Below are 25,352 nucleotides of genomic sequence, written 5' to 3'. Positions count from 1 at the left end.
AAGTCCTTTTTGCCCATTAGCGGAGCGGGTGCTCAATCTGTGACAGAGCGGCGCGGCACAGGGTGATCAGCTTCTCGTCCTCGTGGACGTCGTGGGAGCCCGAGCCGTCGTCGCGGGCGTTGTGGCGACGTCTTCGGGACAGCTCCGCGCGGATCGCGGGCTCGGCGTCCGCGGCGAGCGGGCCCATCTCGGCCAGGCACTCGGCCACGGCCACGCGGGCGTGCCGGTTCTCCTCCCAGGCGTCCAGGAGTACCGGGAGCACCGTCCCCGCCTCGCCGGAGACACGCCAGAGCGCGGCCGCCGAGCGGACCCGGACCCACAGGTCGCGCGCGCCCAGGCCGGCCCGGAGCGCGGGGGCCGCCTCCGCCGCCGCGGGGCCGATGGCGCCGAGGGCCTGGGCGGCCGCGCACCACTCGGCGCAGGTCGTGCCGGGACGCAGCCAGCGCTCGAGCGCGGCGAGCGCCTCGCCCACGGAGCCGTCCAGGGACCAGACGGCCTGCGCGGCGACCGTCGAGACCGCCGCGGACCCGTCGCCGAGCAGCGCCCGCACGTCCGGCAGCGCCTCCCGCGCGACCGGCCCGAACGCGGCGAGCGTCCGCAGGCACGCCTCGCGCACCCGGTCCCGCCGGTTCGGCGGAGCCTCGCGCAGCACCCGCAGCACCTCCGGCAGCGCCTGCGCCCCGCGCACCGACCCGAGCGCGAAGAGCAGCGGCGCCGCCCGGTCGTACAGCAGTTCGTCCAGCTCGACCTCGGCGAGCCGGCGCCGGAGCACCGGGGCGAGCGGCTGCGCGGCCGGGCCCAGCGCGTCCACCGCGTACAGCAGCTCGCGCCGCACCTCGCGCTCCTCGTCGAGGGCGCGCGCGAGCAGCGGGATCGCGCGGGCATCACCCGAACGGGCGAGGGCGAGCAGCGCACCGCCGCGCCCCGCGCGGGCACCCGGCCCCGGCAGGCCCAGCGGGCCCACGGGCCCCGCCGTGAGCCGGGCCGCGAGCGCGTCGGCGGCGGGCGCGCCGAGCTCGAAGAGCCGCTCAAGGAAGGAGGTCGCGGCCTCGCGCAGGCGCGGCTCCGGATCGCCGAGCTGCTCCCCGACGAGCCGCACGACCTCCTCGTACCGCCCGCGCCAGGCTCGTATCAGACCGCCACACAGCCAGACCGCGTCCGACCGCTGCCCCCAGTCGGGGCTGCGCAGCTGCGCCAGGATCAGCGCGATGCGGTCGTCGACGCGGTCGTCGAGGGCGGTGTGCAGGGTGCGGAGCAGCTCCTCGGTCCAGGGGGTGGGGCGGCCCGCCGAGTGCTCTTCGAGCAGCTCGCGGACCTGGCCGATCAGCGTCGGGGCGGCGGCCCTCGGGGTCTCGACGGGGCGGTCCGGCGGGGCCGTGCGGACCTCGTCGAGCAGGGTGGTGACCCGCTCCACCACGTCGGCGGGGATCTCCGCCGGCGCGCAGCGGGCGAGCTGGGCGAGCGCGGCGAGCCGCAGGCCGGGTGCCTGGGCCACGTACGACAGCCAGCCGAGCCAGTCGACGGTCTCGGCGCGCAGCGACTCGTGCCGCAGCGCGATCCGTCCCACGGCCGCGACCAGCGCGAGCCGCACCTCGGTGTCCCGCTCGACGGTCAGCCGCTCGCGCAGCAGGTCGAGCACGTGCGCCGGGTCGGGGTGCAGGGACGCGAGCGCGCAGGGCGCCGCGAGCCGCACCTCGGGATCGGGGTCGTCGACCAGGCCGAGGAAGACGTCGGCGCCGGCCGCGATCGCCGCCGCGGCCATCGCGTAGTTCGCCGCCGGAATGAACTCCGCGTCGTCCGGGTCGAGTTCGTCCAGTTCGTCGTCGTCCGACAGCTCGATGCCGCCGATGCTGGTGAGCAACTCGACGATGCCGCCCCGGTCCTGGACCGCGGGGTCGGCGACGAGTTCGAGGAGGAAGGGGATGCAGGCGAGCGTCGAGTCGTACACGTCGCCCTGGTGGTGCACCGCCCCGTACATGCCGTCGAGGGCCTGCTCGCGCTCGGCGGGGTCGTCGGAGGCGAGGCCGCGCAGGAGCTCCGGCACGTCGTCCGCGGGGCCGTACGCATGACCCAGCGAGGCCCAGTCGACCTCCTCGATCCCCGTCAGCATGCCAAGGCCGCCTTCCCCGTGAGCGCTGTACCAGGACGCAAGTGTGCACCAACGCACCGACAACAAGGCCCCGCCTGCGGGAGCCTGCCCGGTAAGCCCCGCCCCGGCGTTCGCTTTGCGCCACGTCCGCGCGGTCGCGGGACCCCGGCCGGCCCCCGGCCCGGCGCTCCACCGCGCCCCTTACGCCCCCTCCGGCGGATCCGGACCGCCCTCCGCGCCCGTCCCACCGGCGCACTTGTGTGCCGGGGCGCATCCCGGGGCGCGCGCGGCGGGCGCACAGGGAGTTTGTCCTGAACGGAGCGGAGCGGAGGGGGAGTCGGGATTCGGCCGCGTGGACGCTTGTCGGCCTGGGGCGGCGCCGTCGGCGTGTCGTTCCGCCCGCGGAGGCCACGTGCCGGGCCGGCGGGGAGGGGGGCGTGGGGGCGGGTCGCTCAGTCCAGCGGCTCGTCCGCCGACCCGTCCGGCGCCGCGTCCGCCGGTCCGTCCGCCGCCGCGTCCGACGGCTCGTCCCGTACCCGGACGAAGCGCGCGACGTCCTGGCGGGTCCGGATCAGCAGCAGTTCCACGGGCAGCGGATCGGCGAGCGGGCGCACGGGCCCGTGCTCCGGGTCCGTCACCGGCGCGCCGAGCCGCCCCGCCGCCCACTCGGCGACCTCGCGGGCCTGCGGGCCGGTCAGCCGGGGCGTGGTGCGCAGGGTGCGCCCGTCGGGGAGGCGGACCAGGGCGGCGTGCGGGCGGTCCGGCGGGCCGAACACCCCGACGAGCAGGGCGTCCTGGGTGTCCGCGTGCCGGACCTTCCGCCACTGCCAGGTGTGACCGGACCGGTAGGCCGAGCTCCACGCCTTCGCCACGACCCCCTCCACACCCGCCTCCCGCAGCGCGCCGAACCACTCGCGGGCCGTCGCCTCGTCGTCGGTGGCGAGCACCCGCTGGAGCGGCGGCCCGGTGCCGGCGAGGGCCGCGCCCAGCAGCTCCCAGCGCTCGCGCAGCGGCCGGCCGCGCAGGTCGTGGCCGGGCAGGGCGAGCAGGTCGAAGGCGATGTACGAGACGGGGATGCCGGCCCGCTCGCGCTCCCGGTGCGAGCGCAGCAGGTCGGTGAAGCTCAGCCGGCCCTCGCGGTACGCGCAGAGCTCGCCGTCCAGGACGATGCCGGCCGGCAGCCGCTCGCCCAGGTACGCGGCGACGGCCGGGAACTCGGGGGCGAGGTCGCGCCGGTTGCGGGACTGGAGGAAGACCTGACCGCCGTCGAGCACGAAGGCGAGCGCGCGGAAGCCGTCGAGCTTGAGGGAGTACTGGAGGCCGCCGGGGACGGAACCCTGCGGCGGGATCGTGTCGGCGGGCCGGGGCCGCATGACCTCGACGGGCGGCCGCAGGACCACGCCGCCGTCGCCCCCGCCGCCGGCCGCGGCAGGGCCCCGTTCCCCGGTCATGGCAGGGCTCCGGCGGCGGACGGGTCGAAGAGCGGGGCGAGCAGGTCGCCGCCGTATGCCTCCAGGCGGGGCGCGATGTCGTCCATGAGCAGGACGAGCCGGTCCGGGTCACCGGCGCCGGCGGTCTCCTCGATCTCCTCCCAGGTCACGGGCGCGGAGACGGCCGGCAGCCGGCGGGCCCGCAGGGTGTAGGGGGTCGCGGTGGTCTTCGCGGCGGCGTTCTGGCTGTGGTCGACGAAGACCTTGCCGGGGCGCAGTGCCTTGGCCATCTTGTGCACGACGAGCCCGGGCAGCTCGGCCTCCGCCTCGACGGCGAGTCGCCGCGCGTATGCCGAGACCTGCTCGGACGGGGCCGGCTCCAGGGGCGCGAGGAGGTGCAGGCCCTTGGCGCCGGAGGTCTTCGCGTACGCCGTGATGCCGTCGGCCGCGAGCCGTTCCCGCAGGTGGAGGGCGACCCGGCAGCACTCGACGACGGTCGCGGGCGGGCCCGGGTCGAGGTCGAGGACCAGCCGGTCCGCGACGCCGAGTGAGCCGTCCCGCCACTGCGGGGTGTGGAACTCCACCACGAGGTTCGCCGCCCACATCAGCGACGGCAGGTCCTGGACCAGCACCTGCCGGGCGCCCGGCGCGTCGGACCGGGGCACGGGGGCGGTGTTCACCCAGTCGGGTGTGCCCGGCGGCGGGTTCTTGGTGAAGAAGAGCTGGCCGTCCGGGCCGTCCGGGTAGCGCAGGAAGGAGACCGGCCGGTCCCGCAGATGCGGCAGGATCGCGGCCCCGACCGTGGCGTAGTAGTGCAGCAGCTCGCCCTTGGTGGTGCCGGTGGCCGGGTGCAGGACCTTGTCCAGGTTGCTGAGGGCGATCCGCCGTCCCGCCACCTCTGTGATGGGCGTCATACGATGAGAATCCCACGGTTACCAGGACGAAGGGGATGAAACGTGCGATCCATCTGGAACGGTGCCATTTCCTTCGGCCTGGTCAGCATCCCGATCAAGCTGGTCAACGCCACCGAGAGCCGGTCGGTCTCCTTCCGGCAGATCCACACCGAGGACGGCGGCCGGATCCGCTACAAGAAGGTGTGCGAGCTGGACGGCGAGGAGGTCACCCAGGCGGAGATCGGCAAGGCGTACGAGGACGCCGACGGGACCATGATCCCGATCACCGACGAGGACCTGGCCGCGCTGCCGCTGCCGACGGCGAAGACGATCGAGATCGTGGCCTTCGTGCCGGCCGGCGACATCGACCCGCTCCAGATGGACGCCGCGTACTACCTCTCGGCCAACGGCGTGCCCGCCGTCAAGCCGTACACGCTCCTGCGCGAGGCGCTGAAGCGCAGCGACAAGGTGGCGGTCGCGAAGTTCGCGCTGCGCGGGCGCGAGCGGCTCGGCATGCTGCGGGTGGTGGACGACGTGATCGCCATGCACGGGCTGCTCTGGCCGGACGAGATCCGCGCCCCGGAGGGCGTCGCGCCGGAGACCCAGGTGACCGTGCGGGAGGCCGAACTCGACCTGGCGGACGCCCTGATGGCGACGCTCGGCGAGGTCGACATCAGCAGCCTGCACGACGACTACCGGGAGGCCGTCGAGGAGATGATCGCGGCCAAGGCGGAGGGCGGCGAGGCCGTGGCGCCCGCGGAGCCCGCGGCGGCCGGCGGCGGCAAGGTCATCGACCTGATGGCGGCCCTGGAGAGCAGCGTGCGCGCGGCGAAGGAGGCCCGCGGCGAGGCGGCCGAGGTCACCGAACTCCGGCCGCGGGGGCGGACGGCGGCGTCCCGGGCCGAGCCCAAGGAGACCGGGGCGAAGAAGTCCACGGCCCGCACGGCGGCGAAGAAGACGGCGGCGCCGGCCCGGAAGTCCACGGCGAGGACGGCGAAGCCGGCCGCGACGAAGTCCACGGCCACGAAGTCCACGGCCACGAAGTCCACGGCCACGAAGTCCACCGCCACCAGGTCCACCGCCGCCAAGTCCGCCGCCACCGGATCCACCGCGGCGAAGAAGCAGGCCGCGAAGGCCACCAAGGCCACGAAGAAGGAGGCCGCGAAGAGGGCGACCCCGCGCAAGCGGACGGCCTGAGCCCTGAACCTCCGGTTCCGCCAATGTGGCCGGAAGTGACCCCCGACACACCCGTTCACGGCCCAGGGCAAAGAGAATCCCATGCCGGTTCCAGGAGGTCTCCATATGCGGAACGGGCCCTCGGCGCACATGTCTGTGGGCAGCGCACACGCGTGTTCCTGACTGTTTTCGGCCGAGCCTCGCAACGCCCTGACCGGCCGGGCGGCCGCTCGGCACCGTCCGGGCCCTGCCCAAAGCTCCATGGACGGTGTCCGGAATGCTTCGCCCAGCACGGGTCGCACACCCGTGCCGTGTATCCTCGGAGATTAAAAAAATTCCCCGAACATTCCCGAGCGATTCGATGATCCGCGTTACTCCGTCGACATGACGTGTTTACGTCGGGGATCTTTGACAAAGCGAAGCGGCGGTTTTTAGACTCCTGGGGACACTAGTCCATGGGGGAGATGATGAGTCAGCGTACGCAAGAAAAACCTGCACCTCTCATATCGGAAAGCGTAATTCCCGCCGCGGCCGGCGAAGCCTGGCGGATCCTGGTGGTGGAGCGCGACGTCACGTACGCGGAGTCGCTGATGGCGGGCCTCCGCCGGCACGGCCACCAGGTGACCAGGGTCGAGACGGGCGGCGCCGCCCTGCAGGTCTACGGCAACGCCGATCTCGTCCTCATCGACCTCGAACTGCCGGATCTGGACGGACTGGAGGTCTGCCGGGCCATCCGCGCCGCCGGTGAGACCCCGATCATCGCGCTCACCGCGCGCGGCACCGAGCTCGACCGCGTCCTCGGGCTGCAGGCCGGTGCCGACGACTACATGGTCAAACCGTACGGGTTCCACGAGCTGATGGCCCGCATGCAGGCCGTCATGCGCCGCGCCAAGCCCCGGCCGCAGGCCGTGGACGTCATCGACCAGGGCCCGCTGCGCATCGACGCCGGCGCCCGGCAGGTCAGTCTGGACGGAAAGCGGATCGACGTCACCCGCAAGGAGTTCGACGTCCTTTATCTGCTCGCCTCCAATACCGGAAACGTCGTGCCGCGCAAAAAGCTCATGCAGCAGATCTGGGGGGATTCCTGGTCCCGGCGGACCGTCGACACGCATGTCAGCAGCCTGCGCAGCAAGCTCGGCTGTCCTGACTGGATCGTCACCATTCGCGGAGTCGGATTCAGACTCGGCCACGGGTGACATCCGGTGGATTTCGACATCCATTCCGCTCAGTGCGCATTTCGGCAGGCTTCGGAACAGGACGGAAAAAAGAAAATGACTCACCCGGGAACGCACATCCCTCCACGGACCATGTGCGTGGGCGAGGAATGCAGGCGCAACGCCGCCGACGGCGGCACCAAACGATCCGCGCGGCCGGGGCTCCGGCTCTGCCCCGGTTGTCTCACCCGGCTGGTCGCCACGGTCGAGGAGCTGCCCGGCCTCTACGCCGAGTGCGAGCGGCTGCTCGGCGGCGGCGGACCCGCTCGCGGCGGCGGCGAACGGCGCGGCACCGGCGGGGCGCCCGCCGGGATCCCCCTCAACGGCCCGGCGGCCGAGGTGCGTTCGGCGATCGTCGCCACCCTCGCCTCCTGGAGCGGGCTGATCGCCGACGAACGCCGCTTCCCGGCACCCCGGCGCAACCCGGCGCACCTCGCGGCCTTCGTGCTGCGCAGCGCCGAGTGGCTCGCCGCGCACCCGGCCGCCGCCGACGCCACTCGCGAGCTGCACCGGCTGGCCCGCGCGGCCCGTCGGGTGGCCCGCGCCGAGCCCGCCCGCGAAGTGCCGGTCGGACCCTGCGTGGAGCCCGGCTGCACGGGCCGGCTCGCGGTCCCGCCCGGCGCCCGGCACATCGAGTGCGACGCCGACCACGCGCACCGCTGGGGCGCCCCCGACTGGTCCCGGCTGCGCCGCGCGGCCGCCCCCGAATCGGGCGAACGCTGGCTCACCGCCCGGGACATCGCCGAACTCTTCGGCGCGGCCACCGGCACTGTCTACCGCCTCGCCAGCGAACAGCGCTGGCGCCGCCGCAACCTCGGCGGCCGCACCTACTACGCCGAAACCGACGTCCACACCACCTTCAGCCGCCGCCGCACCCCGGCGACGACGGCGAGTCGCGCCTCCGCTTCGTAACTCCCTTACTCCGCATCCCGCACCGCCCTCGCCCCGCCCGCCCACCAGGCCGGCGGGGCGACGCCGTGCGCCCGTCGCCGCCCCGTGAGGACACCGCATCATGCAGGCCGAAGCCTGGCTTCTGGAGCTCGCCGAGAGCTCCGCCGACGACCTCGACACCGCCACCCTCGACGCGCACGAACGCGAGCGTGCCGCCTCCTTCCTCCGGGCCGAGGACCGGCGGCTCTACACCGCCGCGCACGTCGCGCTGCGCGCCGTGCTCGGGCGGTTGTTGGGGGAGCGGCCCGGGGAGCTGGTGTTCGCGCGGGAACCGTGTCCGTGCTGCGGGGCGCCGCACGGGCGGCCGGTGCTCGCCGTGCCGGAACCGCCGGTGCACTTCTCGCTGTCGCACACCCGGGGCCGCGTCCTCGTCGCGACCGCGCCCGTCCCGGTCGGCGCCGACATCGAGTGCGCGCAAGTCCCCGCGGCCGTAAGGGACCTGCTGCCCGCGCTGCATCCGCGCGAGCGGGCGGAGGTCGAGGCCGCGGCCGACGCGGAGCGCGGGGCGGCCGTCCTGAGCCGGATCTGGGCGCGCAAGGAGGCGTACCTGAAGGGCATCGGCACCGGCCTCGGCCGGGCCACCACCCTCGACGACCTCACCGGCGAGCCGGCCGGCTGGACCGTCCACGACCTGCCGTGCGGCCCCCGCCACCACGCCGCGCTCGCCGTCCACGCACCACGGTCCGACGCCCCGGCACCTCGCCTCCACCGGCTCGCGTCCCCGACCGAAATCCCCGACAACCCGCACACTCCGACCGGGATTTGAGAAACCCGACAGAGCTCTGACACGATGCCCATTGAACCCGGCGGCCCGTCCGAAGAAGCTGGTTGTCAAGGTCCGGTGCGTTGCCTCCACCGCGTGACCAGCCCAGCCGGAAGCACCCTTCCGGCCCGGTAGATCCCCGCCCCCCACGAAACCCGACGCCGCCGTCGCGCCGCCCATCCCGCGGCCGGCGGCGGCCGTGTTTCCGGACCCGTCACAGGGCCCCTCACGCGAACCGTGCACACGGCCCTCGCGCGGAGCGCCCGCACCGTACACCCCACTCAGCGAAGAGAGGACATCGCCATGACCGTGGCCATCCCATCGATCCGGACCGTCGCCGACCTGCTGCTCCAGGCGGCGGAGGACCACCCCGGCAACGGGGTCCTCTACCACGAGGGCGATGCCACCTCCGAGGACAGCCACCTCCAGCCGTATCCCGAACTCGTCCGCGAGGCCCGCCGGGTCCTCACCGCCCTGCGCGAGCGCGGCCTCGCGCCGCAGGACAAGGTCGTGCTGCTCCTGGAGCGCCCGCAGGAGTTCCTGACCGCCTTCTGGGCCTGCCTCCTCGGCGGCTACATACCCGTGCCCATGGCCCCGCTCGGCGGCGACCCGGAACGCTGGGCCGCCCAGCTCGGGCACGTCGACACCCTCCTCGACCACCCGCTGGTCGTCACCAGCGAGTCCCTCGCCGCCGAACTTCCCCGCGTCGACGGCCTGGCCGTCACCGCCCTGGAGACGCTGTACGCGGCCGAGCCGGCCGACACCGCGACGCTGCACGAGGCCGCGCCCGAGGACACCGCGCTGCTCGTCCTCACCTCCGGCTCCACCGGCAACTCCAAGGCCGTCCGCCTCACCCACGCCAACCTGCTCGCCTCCATGGCCGGCAAGAACAGCGCCCACCGCATCGGCGCCGACGACATCTCGCTCAACTGGGTCTCCTTCGACCACGTCGCCGCGCTCCTGGAGTGCCACCTGCTGCCGCTGTCCGTCGGCGCCACCCAGCTGCACGTCCAGGCCGCCGTCGTCCTCGGCGAGCCGCTCGACTTCCTGCGGCTGATCTCCCGCTACGGCGTCACCATGACGTTCACCCCGAACTTCCTGCTCGGCCTGCTCAACGCCGCCGCCGACCGGCTCACCGAGCACGGCCCGGTGGACCTCTCCAAGCTGCGCCACATCATCAGCGGCGGCGAGGCCGTCGTCCGCGCCACCGGCGAGACCTTCCTGGAGCGCTTCGCGCCGTACGGCCTCAAGGGCGACACCGTGTGGCCCGCCTTCGGCATGACCGAGACCTGCGCCGGCTCCATCTACTCCCGCGAGTTCCCGCTCTCCGACCAGGGCCAGGAGTTCGCCAACCTCGGCCGCCCCGTCGACGGCCTGCGGATCCGCGTCGCCGACGAGCTCGACCGCCCGCTCGGCGAGGGCGAGGTCGGCGAGCTCCAGCTCATCGGCCCGATGATCACGCCCGGCTACCACAACAACGAGCAGGCCACGAAGGAGGCATTCACCGCCGACGGCTGGTTCCGCAGCGGCGACCTCGGCCGGATCGACGAGGGCCGGCTCACCCTGGTCGGCCGCAGCAAGGACAGCATCATCGTCAACGGCGTCAACTACTTCAGCCACGACATCGAGACCCTGCTCCAGGAGCTCGACGACGTCGCCCGCTCCTACGTCGCCGCCTTCCCGACCCGCGCCCCCGGCTCCGACACCGAGCAGCTCGTCATCGCCTTCCACCCGGAGACCGAGGAGGGCGACGAACTCGCCCTCTACCGCGTGCTCTCCGCCGTCCGCTCCAGCGTCGTCATGCACTGGGGCTTCCGCCCCTCGCTGATCCTGCCGCTGCCGAAGGACGCCTTCCCCAAGACCAGCCTCGGCAAGATCCAGCGCCCGCTGATGCGCAAGCGCCTGGAGGCCGGCGCGTACGCCGAGACCGTCGACGCCGTCGCCGACCTCATCCTGCGCCGCCTCGGCGGCTACACCGCGCCCGAGGGCGAGACCGAGACGGTCCTCGCCGGGATCTACGCCGAGATGTTCGACACCGACCCGGCGAAGCTGAGCGCCACCGCCAACTTCTTCGACCTCGGCGGCACCTCGCTGGACATCCTGCGGCTGCGCAGCCTGGTCGCCCAGCGCCTCGGCGCGAACGACCTCCAGGTCATCACCGTCCTCACCAACCCCACGGTCCGCCAGCTCGCCGCCCGGCTCGCCGAGGACGCCAGCGGCGTCGTGGAGCGCCCGTACGACCCGATCGTGCCCATGCAGGTCATCGGCGACAAGACGCCGCTGTTCTGCGTCCACCCCGGCGTCGGCGAGGTCCTCGTCTTCGTCAACCTCGCCAAGTACTTCGTCGGCGACCGGCCGTTCTACGCGCTGCGCGCCCGCGGCTTCAACCCCGGCGAGAAGCCCTTCGAGAGCTTCGAGGAGATGGTCTCCACCTACGTGGCCGCCATCCGCGAGAAGCAGCCGCACGGCCCCTACGCGCTGGCCGGCTACTCCTACGGCGGCGCCGTCGCCTTCGAGATGGCCAAGGTCCTGGAGGCCGAGGGCGAGAAGGTCGACTTCGTCGGCAGCTTCAACCTGCCGCCGCACATCAAGTACCGCATGGACGAACTCGACTTCGTCGAGACCGCCGCCAACCTGGCCTTCTTCCTGGCGCTGATCGACAAGAAGCAGTCGCTGGAGCTGCCGGCGCAGCTGCGCCACCTGTCGAAGGAGGAGCAGCTCGCGTACTTCATCGACAACGCGCCGCAGGCCCGGCTCGCCGAACTCGACCTGGACCTGCCGAAGTTCACGGCCTGGGCCGAGCTCGCCGACGGCCTCACCAACCTGGGCCGCACCTACTCCCCGTCCGGCCGGGTGCGCGCGATGTCGGTCTTCTACGCGATCCCGCTGCGCGGGACCAAGGAAGACTGGCTCAACAATGAGCTGAGCCGCTGGAAGGAGCACTCCGACGACGTCAACTTCATCGACGTCCCCGGCGAGCACTACACGCTCATGGGTCCGCAGCACGTGGCGAGCTTCCAGTCGATCCTCCGCAAGGAGCTCGACCGGGCGCTCGGCGACGGCAAGTAGGCCCACGGGCCACCCGTACCACCATCTGATCAATCTGAGGGGATCGAACCACCATGCAAGGCAAGAAGATCCTGGTCACCGGCGGCACCGGACAGGTGGCCGGCCCGGTCGCCAAGGCGCTGGCCAAGGACAACGAGGTCTGGGCGCTGGGCCGCTTCGGCTCCCCGGGTTCGGAGGAGGCGCTGCGCGAGCACGGCATCACCACCTTCCGCTGGGACATGAACGACACCAGCGAGGACGGCCTCAAGGGCCTGCCCGAGGACTTCACGCACGTCATCCACTCCGCCGTGAACCGCGGTGAGGACGGCGACTTCAACAAGGCCATCGAGGTCAACACGGTTGCCGCCGGGCGCCTGATGACCCACTGCCGTACGGCCGAGGCGTTCCTGTACGTGTCGACCGGCGCGCTCTACAAGCGCCAGACGCTCGACCACAAGTACAAGGAGACCGACCCGGTCGACGGCGTCGCCGACTGGCTGCCGGTCTACCCGGTCGTCAAGATAGCCACGGAGGGCGCGGTCCGCGCGTACGCGCAGACGCTCGGCCTGCCCACCATCATCGCCCGCCTCAACATCGCGTACGGTCCCGGCGGTTACGGCGGCGTGCCGATGATCTACTTCAAGCGGATGCTCGCCGGCGAGCCCATCCCGGTCCCGATCGAGGGCCAGAACTGGTGCTCCCTGCTCTACACCGACGACCTGATCGAGCAGGTCCCGCACCTGTGGAACGCGGCGACCGTGCCCGCCACCCTCACCAACTGGGGCGGCGACGAGTCCGTCGGCATGACCGACTGCGTCCGCTACCTGGAGGAGCTCACCGGCGTCGAGGCCAAGCTCGCGCCGAGCGAGGTCACCCGCGAGACCTACCAGTTCGACCCGACGCTGCGGAAGCAGCTGACCGGCCCGTGCAAGGTCGACTGGCGCGAGGGCATCCGCCGCACGGTCGAGTCCATGTATCCCGAGTACGCGAAGAAGGCCTGAGGCACGCGCAGATGACCACCACGACCCCCACCTCGACCTCCGGCACGGCCTCCACCGTGAGCAACCTGGACCTGATCCACGCCGCCTACGCGGCCTTCCGCGACCGTGACGTCGACGCGCTCGTCGCGACCATGGCCGAGGACATGCAGTGGATCCACCCCGAGAGCATGGACAAGTACGGCCTCGGCGGCACCAAGCACGGCCACGCCGGCGTCCGCGCCTTCCTGGCCCACGTCCCCACCGTGCTCGGCGGGATGAAGCTCCAGCCGCTGGAGTTCCTCGACAACGGCGACCGGGTCGTCGTTTTCGGCGTCCGTGACGTCACCTCCCGCTCCGGCCACACCGAGACGCTGCAGTTCGTCCACTCGTGGACGTTCCGCGACGGCAAGGCCGTGCGCATGGAGGACATCTTCGACACGGTCGCGTTCCACCGGGTGATCGAGAGCTGACGGGTGCCCCGGCCATGACCTTCGCCTCATACGCCTATCTGGGCCCTGAGGGCACCTTCACGGAGGCGGCGCTGCGCAGGCTGCCCGGCTACGCGGAGGAGCTGCCCCGTCGGCCGTACCCCAGCGTGCCGGCGGCGCTCGACGCCGTACGGCGCGGTGACTGCGCGGTCGCCGTCGTCCCGCTGGAGAACTCGGTGAAGGGCGTCGTGCCCGCCACCATGGACCAGCTGGCCGAGGCGGAGCTGCACATCATCGGCGAGGTGGAACTCGCGGTGACCTTCGCCCTGATGGCGCCGGAGGGCACGGAGCTGGCGGACGTCCGGGAGGTGGTCAGCCACCCGCACGCGCTCGCGCAGTGCGCGGGGTGGCTGGCCGAGCACCTGCCGGGCGCCCGTACCGTGCCCGCCGACTCCACGGCGGCCGCGGCGGCGGGCGCGCGCGGCGGGACGGCGGCGATCGCCGCTCCGCCGGCGGCCGAGCGGTACGGGCTCCGGATCCTGGCCGAGGGCCTCGGCCGCCGCGGCGGAGCGGTCACCCGCTTCGTCGCGGTCGCCCCCGCCTGGCTGCCGCCCGCCCGCACCGCCCGCGACCGCACCTCCCTCGTCGTCACCACCCCCGACGGCGGCCCGTCCCGCCTCGCCGACGTCCTCGGCCTCTTCTCCGGCCGCGGCATCCCGGTGAGCCGCATCCACTCCTGGCCCACCGGCGAACGCCTCGGCAGCTACCGCTACTTCGTCGACCTCGACGGCCACGTCGAGAACCCGGCGGTCCGCGGCGCCCTGTCGGCCCTGCCGGCGGTGGGCGCGGGAGCCCGCTTCCTGGGGAGCTACCCGCGGTGGACGGGCGCGGGCGCCGGTACGGGCGCGGGCACGCCCGCGGGCGCGGGCACGGGCCCGGCCGCCGGGCCGGTGCCGGGAGCCGGTGCCGTGGCCGGCTCCGCGACCGCGGAGTCGGCGGACGCTCAGTACGCCTTGTCGGGGGCACGGACGGCCGCCTGACGGGCCCCGTCCCGCTGGGACCCTCCGTCCGGCCTCCCGGCCGGGGCCGGGAGGCCCGGTCTCCGGGCTGCCTGGTCCTCGGCCTCTCGGCCGGGCCCGGAGTTCCACGCCTCCGGGCCCGGCGACCGGCTTGACCGCCGGGCCGCACCCCGACCGCCCGGCCGAGCCCGTGCTCGGCCGAGCCGGCCCGCCCGGGGCCTCGGGCCACCCGGCTCTTCGCCCCGCCCGGGCCTCGGGCCACCCGGCCCTCGGCCCGTTCGGGGCCCCGGGCATTCCGCCCTCCCGGGAGGGCCGGGGCCTCGGCCGGTTCGCGTTCGTGTTCGCGTTCGCGCGGGTCGGTGGGCGGGTCGTGTGCCGCCTTTCCGGCGCGGGCTTCGCGTCGTGCTCCTCGCCCCGTCCTTTCCCCACCGCACCGGACCGTCAGGAGAGACCACCTCATGCCCACCCTGCTCCACATCGACACCAGCGCCCGCCTCGGCTCCACCACCCGCCGGGTCACCGCCGAGTTCGCCGCGTCGTGGCGGGCCGCGCACGAGGGCGGGACGATCGTGTACCGCGACCTCGGGGTCGCGCCCGTGCCGCACATCGACGGGGCGCAGATGGCCGTCATGCAGCGGATCGAGACGGCCGGCGTCCGTGACCTCGACGAGGCGCGCGGGGCGGCCCGGACGGTGGAGGAGAAGGAGAGCTGGGAGATCACCTGGGAGCTGGTCGACGAGGTGCTCGCGGCCGACACGATCCTCCTGGGCCTGCCCATGCACAACTTCTCGCTGCCGTCGACGTTCAAGGCCTGGCTCGACCGGGTCGTCGTCGCGCCGCTGGTCGTCGACCCCGAGACCGGCACCGGCCCGCTGGCCGGCAAGCGCGTCGTCGTGGTCACCGCGCGCGGCGGCGCGTACGGCCCGGGGACGCCCCGGCACGCGTACGACTTCCAGGAGCCCTACCTCAAGGCCGCGTTCAGCATGATCGCGCTCGCGGACGACCTGACCTTCCTGCACGCCGAGATGACCAAGTCCGGTCACGTCCCGCGGCTCGCCGGCTTCCAGCAGATGGCGGCCGAGTCGCTGAAGGCGGCGCTCGCGGGCGCGCGCGAGCACGCCCGGCGCGCCTGACCCGTACCGGCCCGACTTCCCACACCCCACAAGACCTGCGGCGCTCCCCTCCGCCGCAGCCCGGCGGTCCCGGCCGGGCGTCCCCTCCGCGGGCGGCGCCCGGCGGGACCGTCACACCCCGCCTCGTCACCTCTCCGGGAGCTTCCGTCATGGAGATCTTGAAATCCCAGGCCCCGACCCTTGAATTCGAACTGGTGAACACATGGGACGGGCTGCCCGCGGCCCAGCAGCCCGAGTACCCCGACCCCGCCGCCCTCCTCCGCGTCACCGCCGAGCTCGCCGCCGCGCCCCCGCTGGTCTTCTCCGGCGAGTGCGACCGGCTCAAGGACCGGCTCGCCGCCGTCGCGCGCGGCGAGGCGCTGCTGCTCCAGGGCGGCGACTGCGCCGAGACCTTCGACCGGGTCTCCGCCGAGACCGTGCACAGCAAGCTGAACACGCTGATGCAGATGTCCGCCGTGCTCACCTACGCCGCCGCCATGCCGGTGGTGAAGGTCGGCCGGATCGCCGGCCAGTACGCCAAGCCGCGCTCCAAGCCCACCGAGACCCGCGACGGCCTCACCCTCCCCACCTACCGCGGCGACGCCGTCAACGGCCTCGCCTTCACCGCCGAGGCCCGCGTCCCCGACCCGGAGCGGCTGCTGCGGATGTACCAGGCGTCCTCCAACACCCTCAACCTCGTCCGCGCGTTCACCGCCGGCGGCTACGCGGCCCTCAGCCAGGTGCACGAGTGGAACCGCGACTTCATCGCCACCTCCCCGCAGCGCGAGCAGTACGAGGCCATCGCCGACGGCATCGACCGCGCGCTGAAGTTCATGCAGGCCACCGGCGCCAGCCCGCGCGCCTTCGACGACTCCGAGTTCTACGTCTCCCACGAGGGCCTGCTGCTCGACTACGAGGCCCCGCTCACCCGCCACGACCCCGAGGCCGGCCGCGTCTACGCCACCTCCGGCCACATGCTGTGGATCGGCGAGCGCACCCGGGACCTCGACGGCGCCCACGTCGAGTACTTCTCCCGCATCGACAACCCGATCGGCGTGAAGCTCGGCCCCAGCACCACCGCCGACACCGCGCTCCGGCTGATCGACCGGCTCGACCCGAACCGCGAGCCGGGCCGGCTCACCTTCGTCGTACGGCTCGGGGTCGACCGGGTCCACGACGTGCTGCCCGGCCTGGTCGAGAAGGTCACCGCGTCCGGCGCCCGGGTGGCCTGGGTCTGCGACCCGATGCACGGCAACACCGTCGAGGCCCCGTCCGGCCACAAGACCCGGCACTTCGACGACATCCTCGGCGAGGTCCGCGCCTTCTTCGAGGTGCACAGGTCGCTCGGCACGCACGCCGGCGGCATCCATGTCGAGCTCACCGGCGACGACGTGACGGAGTGCGTCGGCGGCGGCCACGACCTCGGCTTCCCCGACCTCTTCGAGCGGTACGAATCGGCCTGCGACCCGCGGCTCAACCGCAGCCAGTCGCTCGACCTGGCCTTCCTGGTCGCGGAGTTCCTGCACCGCGAGGAGCAGGCATGACCACAGCAGCGGAGGCGCGGGCGGAACTCGCGCGGCTGCGGGCCGGCATCGACAACCTCGACGCGGCCGTCGTGCACCTGCTCGCCGAGCGCTTCGCCCACACCCGCCGGGTCGGCGAGCTGAAGGCGGAGCACGGTCTGCCGCCGGCCGACCCGGCCCGTGAGGCCCGGCAGATCGCCCGGTTGCGGGCCATCGCCGAGTCGGCCCGGCTCGACCCCGATCTCGCCGAGAAGTTCCTGCGCTTCGTCGTCGCCGAGGTCATCCGGCACCACGAGTCGATCGCCGAGTCGTTCGCCGCGTCGTTCGCCGATTCGTACGCCGAGCCGTTGGCCGAGACCATGGCAATGGAACGACGAATTCCGGCCTAGGGTGCCCGACGGGCTTCGGTCCGTCCTGGCGGAATCTTGACATTCGCTTGCCGAAAACTGACACGGCACGTGCATGACCTGCGGAATTGCACGTAACCCTGAATCTTCCTCCATTGATCAAGTCGTGGGGCCACCGGAGAATTATGGCCATGATCCGGCCCGATTCTCCGTGGCCGGACTCTCGTTCACGACGGACTACTCCCGGACGCCGGTCTCGGCCGTATCACCGGGGGCATCATGGGGGATTTTCGTGATCACTCGTCGAAACGTACTCAAGGCGGGCGCGGCGGTGGCCGGTACGGCCGGCGCCGCGGGCCTGCTGATACCGGTCGCGAGCGGCACCGCCCAGGCGGCCGACCTCGATCCGGCCACCGTGCCCAAGTTCACCCAGGCCATGCCGGTCCCGCCGACGCTCGCCCCGTACTCCTCCACCGGCACCGCGGACTACTACGCGATGACCATGAAGGAGGTGGACGTCGAGATCCTGCCGGGCCGCCTCACCCGGGTCCGTACCTTCAACGGCAGCTTCCCGGGCCCGGTCATCCGCGCCAAGTCGGGCGTGCGGGCCGTGGTGCAGCAGACGAACAACCTGCCCGTCGCCACCTCCGTCCACCTGCACGGCGCGCACGTGCCGGCGGACAGCGACGGCGGCCCGATGGACCTCATCGCGGCGAACGGCGGCACCAAGACCTACACGTACCCGAACGACCAGCCGCACGCGAACCTCTGGTACCACGACCACGCGCACCACGCGGAGTCGGAGAACGTCTTCCGCGGCCTGAGCGGCACGTACCTGCTCACCGACGACGTCGAGAAGAGCAACAGCATCCTGCCGACGGGCGCGTACGACGTGCCGATCCAGCTGCGCGACGCCCGCTTCGACGACCAGGGCCAGCTCGTCTACGCCATGGACGACTTCATGAACCGGAACGTCATCCTGGCCAACGGCAAGGCGTGGCCGTACTTCAACGTCGAACGCCGGCAGTACCGCTTCCGCATCTTCAACACCTCGAACATGCGGTACTTCAACCTCAGCCTGTCCAGCGGTACGTTCACGCTGATCGGCACCGACGGCGGACTGCTGGAGAAGCCGCAGGACATGAGCAGCGTGATGCTCTCTCCCGGTGAGCGCGTCGACATCCTCATCGACTTCTACGAGTACCCGCTGAACAGCACCGTGGAGCTCAGGAACGCGGCCGACGCCATGCCCGGCGGCCCGGCGGACCAGATCACCAAGGTGCTCCAGTTCCGGATCGGCAGCACGGGGGCGAAGGACTTCGGCGCCATCCCGTACCAGATGCGCACCTTCCCGGCCCTGCCGCCGGCCACGGTCAACCGTTCGTTCACCCTGAGCATGGACGAGAACGGCCTGGCCACGGACATGGGCTACATCAACAACGCCAGCTACGACATGAACCGGATCGACACCGAGATCGCCTACGGCACCACGGAGATCTGGACCGTCACCAACGCCAACAAGATCATCCCGCACAACTTCCACGTCCACCTGGTGCAGTTCCGGGTCCTCGAACGGAACGGGCAGCCGATCACCTCGGGGCCGGAGGTCGGGCTCAAGGACACCGTCAACCTGAACCCGGGGGAGACGGTCAAGATCCAGGCCACGTTCACCGGTTACCGGGGGACGTACCTCTACCACTGCCACATCTTCGACCACGCGGCGATGGGCATGATGGCCCAGATGCGCGTCTCCTGACGTCGCGGACCGGACACGACGACGGCCGGCGGCCCGCCGAGAGCGGGTCGCCGGCCGTCGTCGTGCCGTACGGGCTCAGTCCGAGTCGAACGTGAGCCGGGACATGCTGATGTACTCGCGGTGCTCCTCGGACCACTTGATGAGCGAGGCCACCTCACGGGAGAGGGTCTGGCCGACCGGCGTCAGCTCGTAGTCCACCCGCGGCGGCGTGCTCGGCGTGACGGTCCTGATCACCAGACCGTCCCGCTCCAGACTGCGCAGCGTCAGGGTGAGCATCCGCTGCGAGATGCCGTCGATCGAGCGGCGCAGCTCCGAATAGCGCCGCGGCCCGTCGCCGAGCAGCGCCATGATCAGGACGCTCCATTTGTCGCCGACCCGGTCGAGCACATCCCGTAGCTGACAGGTGGTGAGACCCTCTCCGACCTGCTCGGGAACATTCATGTGCGTAGGGATTTTTGAAGTGCCGTCTTCTGCCACAGCAGAAGGATCGCCCAGAATTCAGTCGGAAACAAGAAGTAACCAGCGCACGGAAAGTGCGCGGCTTCGTCGCACCTGGCACCGCACCCGGAGGAATTCCCATGGCCGTCGATCTGAGCGTTCTGCCCCCGCGCAAGGGGACCCGTCCCGCGACGACCGGCCGGGAGATTCCGCACGACCAGCTCGAGGACTTCTCGCCGCGGGAGATCCGCGACGCGCTCATCGCCCGTGCCCAGGAACTGCCGGGCGTCTTCACCAGCCCCAGCCTGGTCTCCGAGCCCGGCTCGCTCGCCCTCCGCCTCAACCGGCAGAACCGGCCGTTCGAGATGTTCCTGCACCCGTCGGTGGACGAGTTCGGCCACATCCACCGCTCCGGGTTCATGCACCTGTGCGTGCCGCTGGACGCGCTGGCCACGCTCACCGAGCTCGGCTGGACCGAGCCCCACCCCATCACCCGGCGCGCGGAGTTCCCGAACAGCATCGTGATGCTCTACGCGCCGCGTGACGAGGACGAGCTGGAGGTCGCGGCGACGGTGCTGCGTGCCTCGTACGAGCAGGCCGTGGCCTGACCGTCGGCGTACCCGGGCAGCGGTTCACCTCCGGCCGCACCTCCCGCCGCACTCCCGCTTCATCTTCCGCTTCACCCGCATTCACCGTTCCGCCGTTTCATCGGAAAGAGGAAACACCCATGCGCGCAGTGACCATCGACGAATTCGGCGCGGCCCCGACCGTCACCGAGGTGCCCAAGCCGGCCCCCGGGCCGGGCGAGATCCTCGTCAAGGTCAGCCACTCCTCCCTCAACGGCTTCGACGGCGCCGTCATCTACGGCTTCCTGAAGGACGTCCTTGAGCACAAGTTCCCGGTGACCCTCGGCAAGGACTTCGCCGGCACCGTCGAGGCCGTCGGCGAGGGCGTCCAGCGCGCCGCCGGCGACCGCGTCTTCGGCGTCGTGATGAAGCCCGTCGTCCAGGACGGCGCGCTCGCCGACTACGTGGTGGTGGGCGAGGGTTACGGCATCGCCGCCGCCCCCGAGGGCCTGGACGCCGCCCACGCCGGCGCGCTCGGCCTGGCCGGCTCGGCCGCCGTCGGCGTCGTCGACGCCCTCGCCCCGCAGCCGGGCGAGACCGTGCTGATCGTCGGCGCGACCGGCGGTGTCGGCGCGTACGCGGTGCAGCTCGCCGCCAAGGCCGGCGCCACCGTCATCGCCACCGCCAAGCCGGGCGAGGAGACCGACTTCGTCAAGGGCCTCGGCGCCGCCCACGTCGTCGACCACACCGGCGACCTGGCCGCCCAGGTCAAGGCCATCGCCCCGAACGGCGTGCACGCCGCGGCCCACCTGGCCGGCGACCCGGTCGCGGTCGCCGCGCTCGTCGCCGGCGGCGGCCGGCTGGCCTCCACCCTGGGCTTCGGCCCGGAGGCGGCCGCCGAGCTCGACATCACCGTCACCTCCGTGATGGCCAACCCCGACCCGGCCACCCTGCAGCGCCTCGCCGACGCCGTCGTCTCCGGCGCCCTGACGGTGCCGATCGCCCAGAGCGTCGCCCTGGAGGCGGTCGGCCAGGGCTTCGCCGCCTTCGGCGCCGGCACGGTCGGCAAGATCGGCGTCACGGTCGCCTGACGCCTGACGCCTGACGCCTGACGCCTGACGCCTGACCTGCGGCACCGGCCTACCAGCAACCGGTACCAGCAACCGGCGCCGGCACAGCGCACGGCGCGCACCGCAGCACGACCGTACGGGGTGGCCCCTGCCACCCCGTACGGTCGCGCGCCCGACGCCCGCCCCCGCGCCCTTCCACGTCCCTTGTCCCGCCTTCACGAGCACCGGAGCAGACCTCCCCATGGACGCACGCACCAGCGGACCTGAGCAGCAGGACCGGCAGCCCGACTTCCAGCGGATGTTCGAGATCGTCACCAGCTACTGGGTGTCCCGGGCCGTCCACGCCGGAACGGCGCTCGGCCTGCCCGACCTCGTGGCCGAGGCCCCCCGGACCGCCGCCGAGCTCGCGGCGGCGACCGGCACCGACCCGCGCTCCCTGCACCGCCTGCTGCGTGCCCTCGAAGGCGTCGACGTCCTGAGCGTCGACGACGAGGGCCGCTACGCCACCACCGCGCTCGGCGACACGCTGCGCACCGACGTCCCCGGCTCGCTCGCCTCCCTGGTGCAGCTGGAGCTCGGCGCCGCCCACCACGGCACCTGGGCCCTGCTCGCGGAGTCCGTCCGTACCGGCGCCCCGGTCTTCGAGGCCGCGAACGGCCACCCGATCTGGGAGTACTTCGAGCGCACGCCGGAGCTGGCCGACCACCTGGGCAAGGCCATGACGGGCCTGACGGCGATGGTCGCCGACGCGGTCGTGGAGGCCTTCGACTTCACCCCGTACGGCACGATCGTCGACGTCGGCGGCGGCGAGGGCGGCTTCCTGTCCGCCATCCTCCGCGCCCAGCCGAAGGCCCACGGCATCGTCCTCGACCTGCCGCACGTGGTCGCCAACGGCCGCGCCCGGGTGGCCGAGGCGGGCCTCGCGGACCGCTGCGAGCTGATCGGCGGCAGCTTCTTCGAGAAGGTGCCGGAGGGCGCCGACCTCTACACGATGAAGTGGGTCCTGCACGACTGGAACGACGAGTCGAGCATCGAGATCCTCAAGTCCGTGCGGCGCGCGATGCCCGCCGACGGGCGGCTGCTCGTCGTCGACACGGTCGTGCCGGAGGGCGGCGGCTTCTCGCCGAGCAAGATCATCGACCTCAACATGATGGTGCTGAGCGGCGGACAGGAGCGCACCGCGGAGGAGTTCCGCGCCCTGCTCGACGCCGCCGGCTTCACCCTCACGCGGATCCTGCCGACGCGCTCGCCGAGCAGCGTGGTCGAGGCGATCCCGCGCCCCTGACCTCCTTCTCTCTCCTGGACAGTCCCCGTCCCATCCCCATCCCCGTCCCCCTCACCCGCTCAAGGAGCAACCGTGTTCATCGCATATGTCGTCCTGGCGATCCTGGTCTCGCTGGTCCTCGTCGGTTCGGCGCGCGGCAAGCTGGTCCGCGACGAGAAGATCGTGGCCGGCATGCAGAAGGTCAACGTCCCGGACGCCTGGCTGCCCCGCCTCGCGACCCTGGAGATCCTGGGCGCGATCGGCCTGATCGCCGGCATCTGGTTCCGCCCGCTGGGCATCGCCGCCGGCGTCGGCGTGGTCCTGTACTTCCTCGGCGCGTTCATCACGCACATCCGCGCCAAGGACGGCAAGGGCGCCCCGGTCCCGGTGGTCCTGGCGCTGCTCGCCGCCGCGCCGGTGGTCCTGGGCCTGGCGACGAACTGACGCAGTGTTGTGAGGGGTTCACGTCGGCCGCGGCGGCACGCGGCGGACGTGGACCCCGTCGTCGTACGTACGGAGGAGAGGAACGGAAATGAGCACCACCGAAGAGCAGACGCGCGTCGCCGTCGACTTCTGGTTCGACCCGCTGTGCCCGTGGACCTGGGTGACCTCCCGCTGGCTGGTGGAGGCCGAGCGCCAGGGCCTCGCCGAGATCCGCTGGCACGTGATGAGCCTGGCCGTCCTCAACGAGGACCGGCTGGACCAGATCCCGGAGCAGTACCGGGAACTGCTCGGCCCCAAGGGCTGGTACCCGGTGCGGGCCCTGGCCGCGGTCAAGGACAAGTACGGCAACGAGGCGGCCGGCCGGCTCTACACCGAGCTCGGCACCCGCTACCACCCGGGCGGCCGGGCGCCCGAGCTCGACGTGATCGAGGAGGCGCTGACGGCGGCGGGCCTGCCGGCCGGCGAGCTCATGCCGTACGCGAGGAACGACACGTACGACGGCGCGGTGCGCGCCTCGCACGAGGCGAGCCAGGCGGCCGTCGGCGAGGAGGCCGGCAGCCCGGTCCTCGCGGCGCCGGGTCCGGACGGGCAGCCGCTGGGCTTCAACGGTCCGGTCCTCACCCGGGTGCCGCGGGGCGAGGAGGCGGCGCGGCTGTGGCGGGCGACGCTGCTCGCGGCGTCGGTGGCGGGCTTCGCCGAGCTGAAGCGGGCGCGGATCTCGGGCCCGGTCTTCGACTGACGCCGGGAGGGCGCCGGGAGGGCGGCGAGGGGGCCGCGGAGAGGGTCGCGGAGGGAGCCGCAGAGGGAGCCGCGGAGGGGGTCGCGGAGGGAGCCTCGGAAGGGGTCGCGGAGGGAGCCTCGGAAGGGGGCGCGGAGGGAGCCTCGGAAGGGGGCGCGGAGGGGGTCGAGAGGGGTCGTGAAGGAGCCGGCCGGAGTTCCGAAACGTCCTTTCACAAACCCTCTCCGCGACCCTGCACGACCCCTATTGCACCCCTGCACGACCCTTGAGGCGGTCACCTCCCCGTATAGCGGACGGAGTTGGCCGCCCTTCGGACAACTGCAGGTCAAATCCTTGTTGCATACCTGTCAATCAGGGCTGGTTAGTGGCACGCTCACCTCCGCACCACCCCCCACAGCAACCCCCACGCTTCACAGCGAAGGAGCCCGCGTGACCCGCCTGCAGTCCTCGCACCGTCGTACCACCGCCGCCGCCCTGATCGCTTCCGCCGCCATGGTCGTCGTCGGCGTCCAGGCCGGATCGGCCACCGCCGCCGACACCGCCGCCCAGCGTGAGGCCGGTGCGACCGCGCTGACCCTCTCCGGCAGCCAGCGCGCCGCCGCCATCCAGGACGCCCAGGCCACGGCGGCCGACACGGCCAAGGCCCTCGGCCTGTCCGGCCAGGAGAAGCTGGTCGTCCGTGACGTCGTCAAGGACGCCGACGGCACCGTCCACACCCGCTACGAGCGCACCTACGAGGGCCTGCCGGTCCTCGGCGGCGACCTCGTCGTGCACCAGAAGAAGGACGGCTCCCGCTCCACCACCAAGGCGACCGGCGCGAAGATAGCCGTGGCCTCCACCACCCCGGCCCTCGCCGCCGCCGCCGTCGGCAAGAACGCCGTCGCCGAGTCCGGCGCCGCCGGCAACAAGGCCGCCACCGCCTCCTCCGCCCGCAAGGTCATCTGGGCCGTCACGGGCAAGCCCGTCCTCGCCTGGGAGACCATCGTCACCGGCACGCAGGCCGACGGCACCCCGAGCAAGCGTCACGTCATCACCGACGCCAACACGGGCAAGGAGCTCGAGTCCTACGAGGCCATCGAGACCGGCATCGGCAACACCGAGTACAGCGGCCAGGTCACCCTCGGCACCTCCACCGGCGGCTCCGGCTTCACCCTGACCGACGCCGGCCGCGGCGGCCACAAGACGTACGACCTGAACGGCGGCACCACCGGCCAGGGCACGCTCTTCACCAACTCCACGGACACGTGGGGCAACGGCCTCTCCTCCAACCGCGAGACCGCGGCCGCCGACGCCCACTACGGTGCGGCCGTCACCTGGGACTTCTACAAGAACGAGCTCGGCCGCTCGGGCATCCGCGGTGACGGCGTCGCCGCCTACTCCCGCGTCCACTACGGCAGCGCGTACGTCAACGCGTTCTGGGACGACTCCTGCTTCTGCATGACCTACGGCGACGGGATCAACAACACCCACCCGCTCACGTCGCTCGACGTGGCCGGCCACGAGATGTCCCACGGTCTGACCGCGTCCACCGCCAACCTCCGCTACAGCGGCGAGTCCGGCGGCCTGAACGAGGCCACCTCCGACATCCTCGGCACCTCGGTCGAGTGGTACGCCAACAACTCCACCGACCAGGGTGACTACCTCATCGGTGAGAAGATCGACATCAACGGCGACGGCTCCCCGCTGCGCTACATGGACCAGCCCAGCAAGGACGGCAAGTCCGCCGACTACTGGTCGAAGTCCGTCGGCCGCCTGAACGTGCACTACTCCTCGGGCCCGGCCAACCACTTCTTCTACCTCCTCTCGGAGGGCAGCGGCGCCAAGACCATCAACGGCGTCTCCTACAACTCGCCCACGTACAACGGCTCCACGGTGACCGGCATCGGCCGCCAGGCCGCGTACAAGATCTGGTACAAGGCCCTCACCACCTACATGACCTCCACCACGGGCTACTCCGGCGCCCGCACCGCCACCCTCTCGGCGGCGAAGGACCTGTACGGCGCGGGCAGCACCCAGTACAACGCGGTGGCCGCTGCCTGGTCGGCGATCAACGTCAACTAAGCACCTCCACCTGTCTGTACCCGTAGAACCCGAGGGCCGCG

Annotated in this window: 22 protein-coding genes; 18 read left to right on the top strand and 4 right to left on the bottom strand. The window is 72.3% G+C overall.

The annotated features are described in order from the left end of the window. Nucleotides 1-16: 16 nt before the first annotated feature. The 3 genes from ACWEJX_RS11705 to ligD all read right to left on the bottom strand — a co-directional run bounded on the left by ACWEJX_RS11705 (nt 17) and on the right by ligD (nt 4,433). Nucleotides 17-2,110 (bottom strand): PBS lyase, encoded by a 2,094-nt coding sequence (locus tag ACWEJX_RS11705; RefSeq protein ID WP_451607306.1) that lies wholly within the window; start codon nt 2,108-2,110, stop codon nt 17-19. A gap of 431 nt (nt 2,111-2,541) precedes the next feature. Next, nucleotides 2,542-3,540: an ATP-dependent DNA ligase gene (locus ACWEJX_RS11700; RefSeq protein WP_451607305.1), complete on the bottom strand. Its 999-nt coding sequence runs from the start codon at nt 3,538-3,540 to the stop codon at nt 2,542-2,544. Next, nucleotides 3,537-4,433 carry a non-homologous end-joining DNA ligase gene (gene ligD, locus ACWEJX_RS11695; RefSeq protein ID WP_451607304.1) on the bottom strand — a complete coding sequence of 299 codons (897 nt, stop codon included), beginning with the start codon at nt 4,431-4,433 and terminating at the stop codon, nt 3,537-3,539. The genes ACWEJX_RS11700 and ligD overlap by 4 nt, the downstream gene beginning before the upstream one ends. A 42-nt stretch (nt 4,434-4,475) precedes the next feature. Between ligD and ku the strand changes: the two genes are divergently transcribed. The 12 genes from ku to ACWEJX_RS11635 all read left to right on the top strand — a co-directional run bounded on the left by ku (nt 4,476) and on the right by ACWEJX_RS11635 (nt 18,729). Further along, a complete protein-coding gene (ku, locus tag ACWEJX_RS11690; protein ID WP_451607303.1) occupies nt 4,476-5,609 on the top strand; it encodes a non-homologous end joining protein Ku in 1,134 nt (377 codons plus the stop codon). A 536-nt stretch (nt 5,610-6,145) separates the two neighbouring features. After that, nucleotides 6,146-6,784, top strand: coding sequence for a response regulator transcription factor (locus ACWEJX_RS11685; RefSeq protein ID WP_451607302.1), 639 nt, complete (start codon nt 6,146-6,148; stop codon nt 6,782-6,784). Nucleotides 6,785-6,901: 117 nt separating this feature from the next. Beyond that, nucleotides 6,902-7,714, top strand: coding sequence for a helix-turn-helix domain-containing protein (locus ACWEJX_RS11680; RefSeq protein ID WP_451607301.1), 813 nt, complete (start codon nt 6,902-6,904; stop codon nt 7,712-7,714). Between the two features lie 100 nt (nt 7,715-7,814). Further along, complete coding sequence (locus ACWEJX_RS11675; RefSeq protein WP_451607300.1) at nt 7,815-8,519, top strand: 4'-phosphopantetheinyl transferase family protein; 705 nt, start codon at nt 7,815-7,817, stop codon at nt 8,517-8,519. Between the two features lie 300 nt (nt 8,520-8,819). Beyond that, nucleotides 8,820-11,585, top strand: a complete 2,766-nt coding sequence (locus ACWEJX_RS11670; protein WP_451607299.1) for an alpha/beta fold hydrolase — start codon at nt 8,820-8,822, stop codon at nt 11,583-11,585. 53 nt (nt 11,586-11,638) lie between these two features. After that, nucleotides 11,639-12,565 carry an NAD-dependent epimerase/dehydratase family protein gene (locus ACWEJX_RS11665; RefSeq protein ID WP_451607298.1) on the top strand — a complete coding sequence of 309 codons (927 nt, stop codon included), beginning with the start codon at nt 11,639-11,641 and terminating at the stop codon, nt 12,563-12,565. 11 nt (nt 12,566-12,576) lie between these two features. Then, nucleotides 12,577-13,014 carry a nuclear transport factor 2 family protein gene (locus tag ACWEJX_RS11660; RefSeq protein WP_451607297.1) on the top strand — a complete coding sequence of 146 codons (438 nt, stop codon included), beginning with the start codon at nt 12,577-12,579 and terminating at the stop codon, nt 13,012-13,014. Between the two features lie 14 nt (nt 13,015-13,028). Beyond that, complete coding sequence (gene pheA / locus ACWEJX_RS11655; RefSeq protein ID WP_451607296.1) at nt 13,029-14,012, top strand: prephenate dehydratase; 984 nt, start codon at nt 13,029-13,031, stop codon at nt 14,010-14,012. Nucleotides 14,013-14,449: 437 nt separating this feature from the next. After that, nucleotides 14,450-15,124 carry an FMN-dependent NADH-azoreductase gene (locus tag ACWEJX_RS11650; RefSeq protein ID WP_451607295.1) on the top strand — a complete coding sequence of 225 codons (675 nt, stop codon included), beginning with the start codon at nt 14,450-14,452 and terminating at the stop codon, nt 15,122-15,124. A 149-nt stretch (nt 15,125-15,273) separates the two neighbouring features. Further along, nucleotides 15,274-16,647, top strand: a complete 1,374-nt coding sequence (locus tag ACWEJX_RS11645) for a class II 3-deoxy-7-phosphoheptulonate synthase (protein WP_451607294.1) — start codon at nt 15,274-15,276, stop codon at nt 16,645-16,647. Next, on the top strand, nt 16,644-17,015 hold the full coding sequence (locus tag ACWEJX_RS11640; protein WP_451607293.1) for a chorismate mutase: 372 nt from the start codon (nt 16,644-16,646) through the stop codon (nt 17,013-17,015). Before ACWEJX_RS11645 ends, ACWEJX_RS11640 begins: the two co-directional genes overlap by 4 nt. Nucleotides 17,016-17,265: 250 nt before the next feature. Next, on the top strand, nt 17,266-18,729 hold the full coding sequence (locus ACWEJX_RS11635) for a multicopper oxidase family protein (protein WP_451607292.1): 1,464 nt from the start codon (nt 17,266-17,268) through the stop codon (nt 18,727-18,729). Between the two features lie 75 nt (nt 18,730-18,804). Here the strand turns inward: ACWEJX_RS11635 and ACWEJX_RS11630 are convergent, their stop codons facing one another. Further along, nucleotides 18,805-19,170: a winged helix-turn-helix transcriptional regulator gene (locus ACWEJX_RS11630; protein WP_451607291.1), complete on the bottom strand. Its 366-nt coding sequence runs from the start codon at nt 19,168-19,170 to the stop codon at nt 18,805-18,807. A gap of 137 nt (nt 19,171-19,307) precedes the next feature. On the opposite strand from ACWEJX_RS11630, the gene ACWEJX_RS11625 reads away from it, so the two are divergent. From ACWEJX_RS11625 to ACWEJX_RS11600, 6 genes are all read left to right on the top strand, one after another. Next, nucleotides 19,308-19,775: a luciferase domain-containing protein gene (locus ACWEJX_RS11625; RefSeq protein ID WP_403792098.1), complete on the top strand. Its 468-nt coding sequence runs from the start codon at nt 19,308-19,310 to the stop codon at nt 19,773-19,775. 119 nt (nt 19,776-19,894) lie between these two features. Beyond that, nucleotides 19,895-20,824, top strand: a complete 930-nt coding sequence (locus ACWEJX_RS11620) for an NADP-dependent oxidoreductase (protein WP_451607290.1) — start codon at nt 19,895-19,897, stop codon at nt 20,822-20,824. Nucleotides 20,825-21,044: 220 nt separating this feature from the next. Then, nucleotides 21,045-22,088, top strand: coding sequence for a methyltransferase (locus tag ACWEJX_RS11615; RefSeq protein WP_451607289.1), 1,044 nt, complete (start codon nt 21,045-21,047; stop codon nt 22,086-22,088). Between the two features lie 72 nt (nt 22,089-22,160). Then, nucleotides 22,161-22,511 carry a DoxX family protein gene (locus ACWEJX_RS11610; RefSeq protein ID WP_451607288.1) on the top strand — a complete coding sequence of 117 codons (351 nt, stop codon included), beginning with the start codon at nt 22,161-22,163 and terminating at the stop codon, nt 22,509-22,511. An 88-nt stretch (nt 22,512-22,599) separates the two neighbouring features. Next, complete coding sequence (locus ACWEJX_RS11605) at nt 22,600-23,250, top strand: mycothiol-dependent nitroreductase Rv2466c family protein (protein WP_451607287.1); 651 nt, start codon at nt 22,600-22,602, stop codon at nt 23,248-23,250. Nucleotides 23,251-23,679: 429 nt separating this feature from the next. Then, a complete protein-coding gene (locus ACWEJX_RS11600) occupies nt 23,680-25,311 on the top strand; it encodes a M4 family metallopeptidase (RefSeq protein WP_451607286.1) in 1,632 nt (543 codons plus the stop codon). Nucleotides 25,312-25,352: the final 41 nt, after the last annotated feature.

The sequence above is a fragment of the Streptomyces sp. NPDC004788 genome, assembly GCF_053601115.1.
Note: the sequence above shows the minus strand (reverse complement) of the source record. Positions and strands in the feature narration are given on the sequence as shown.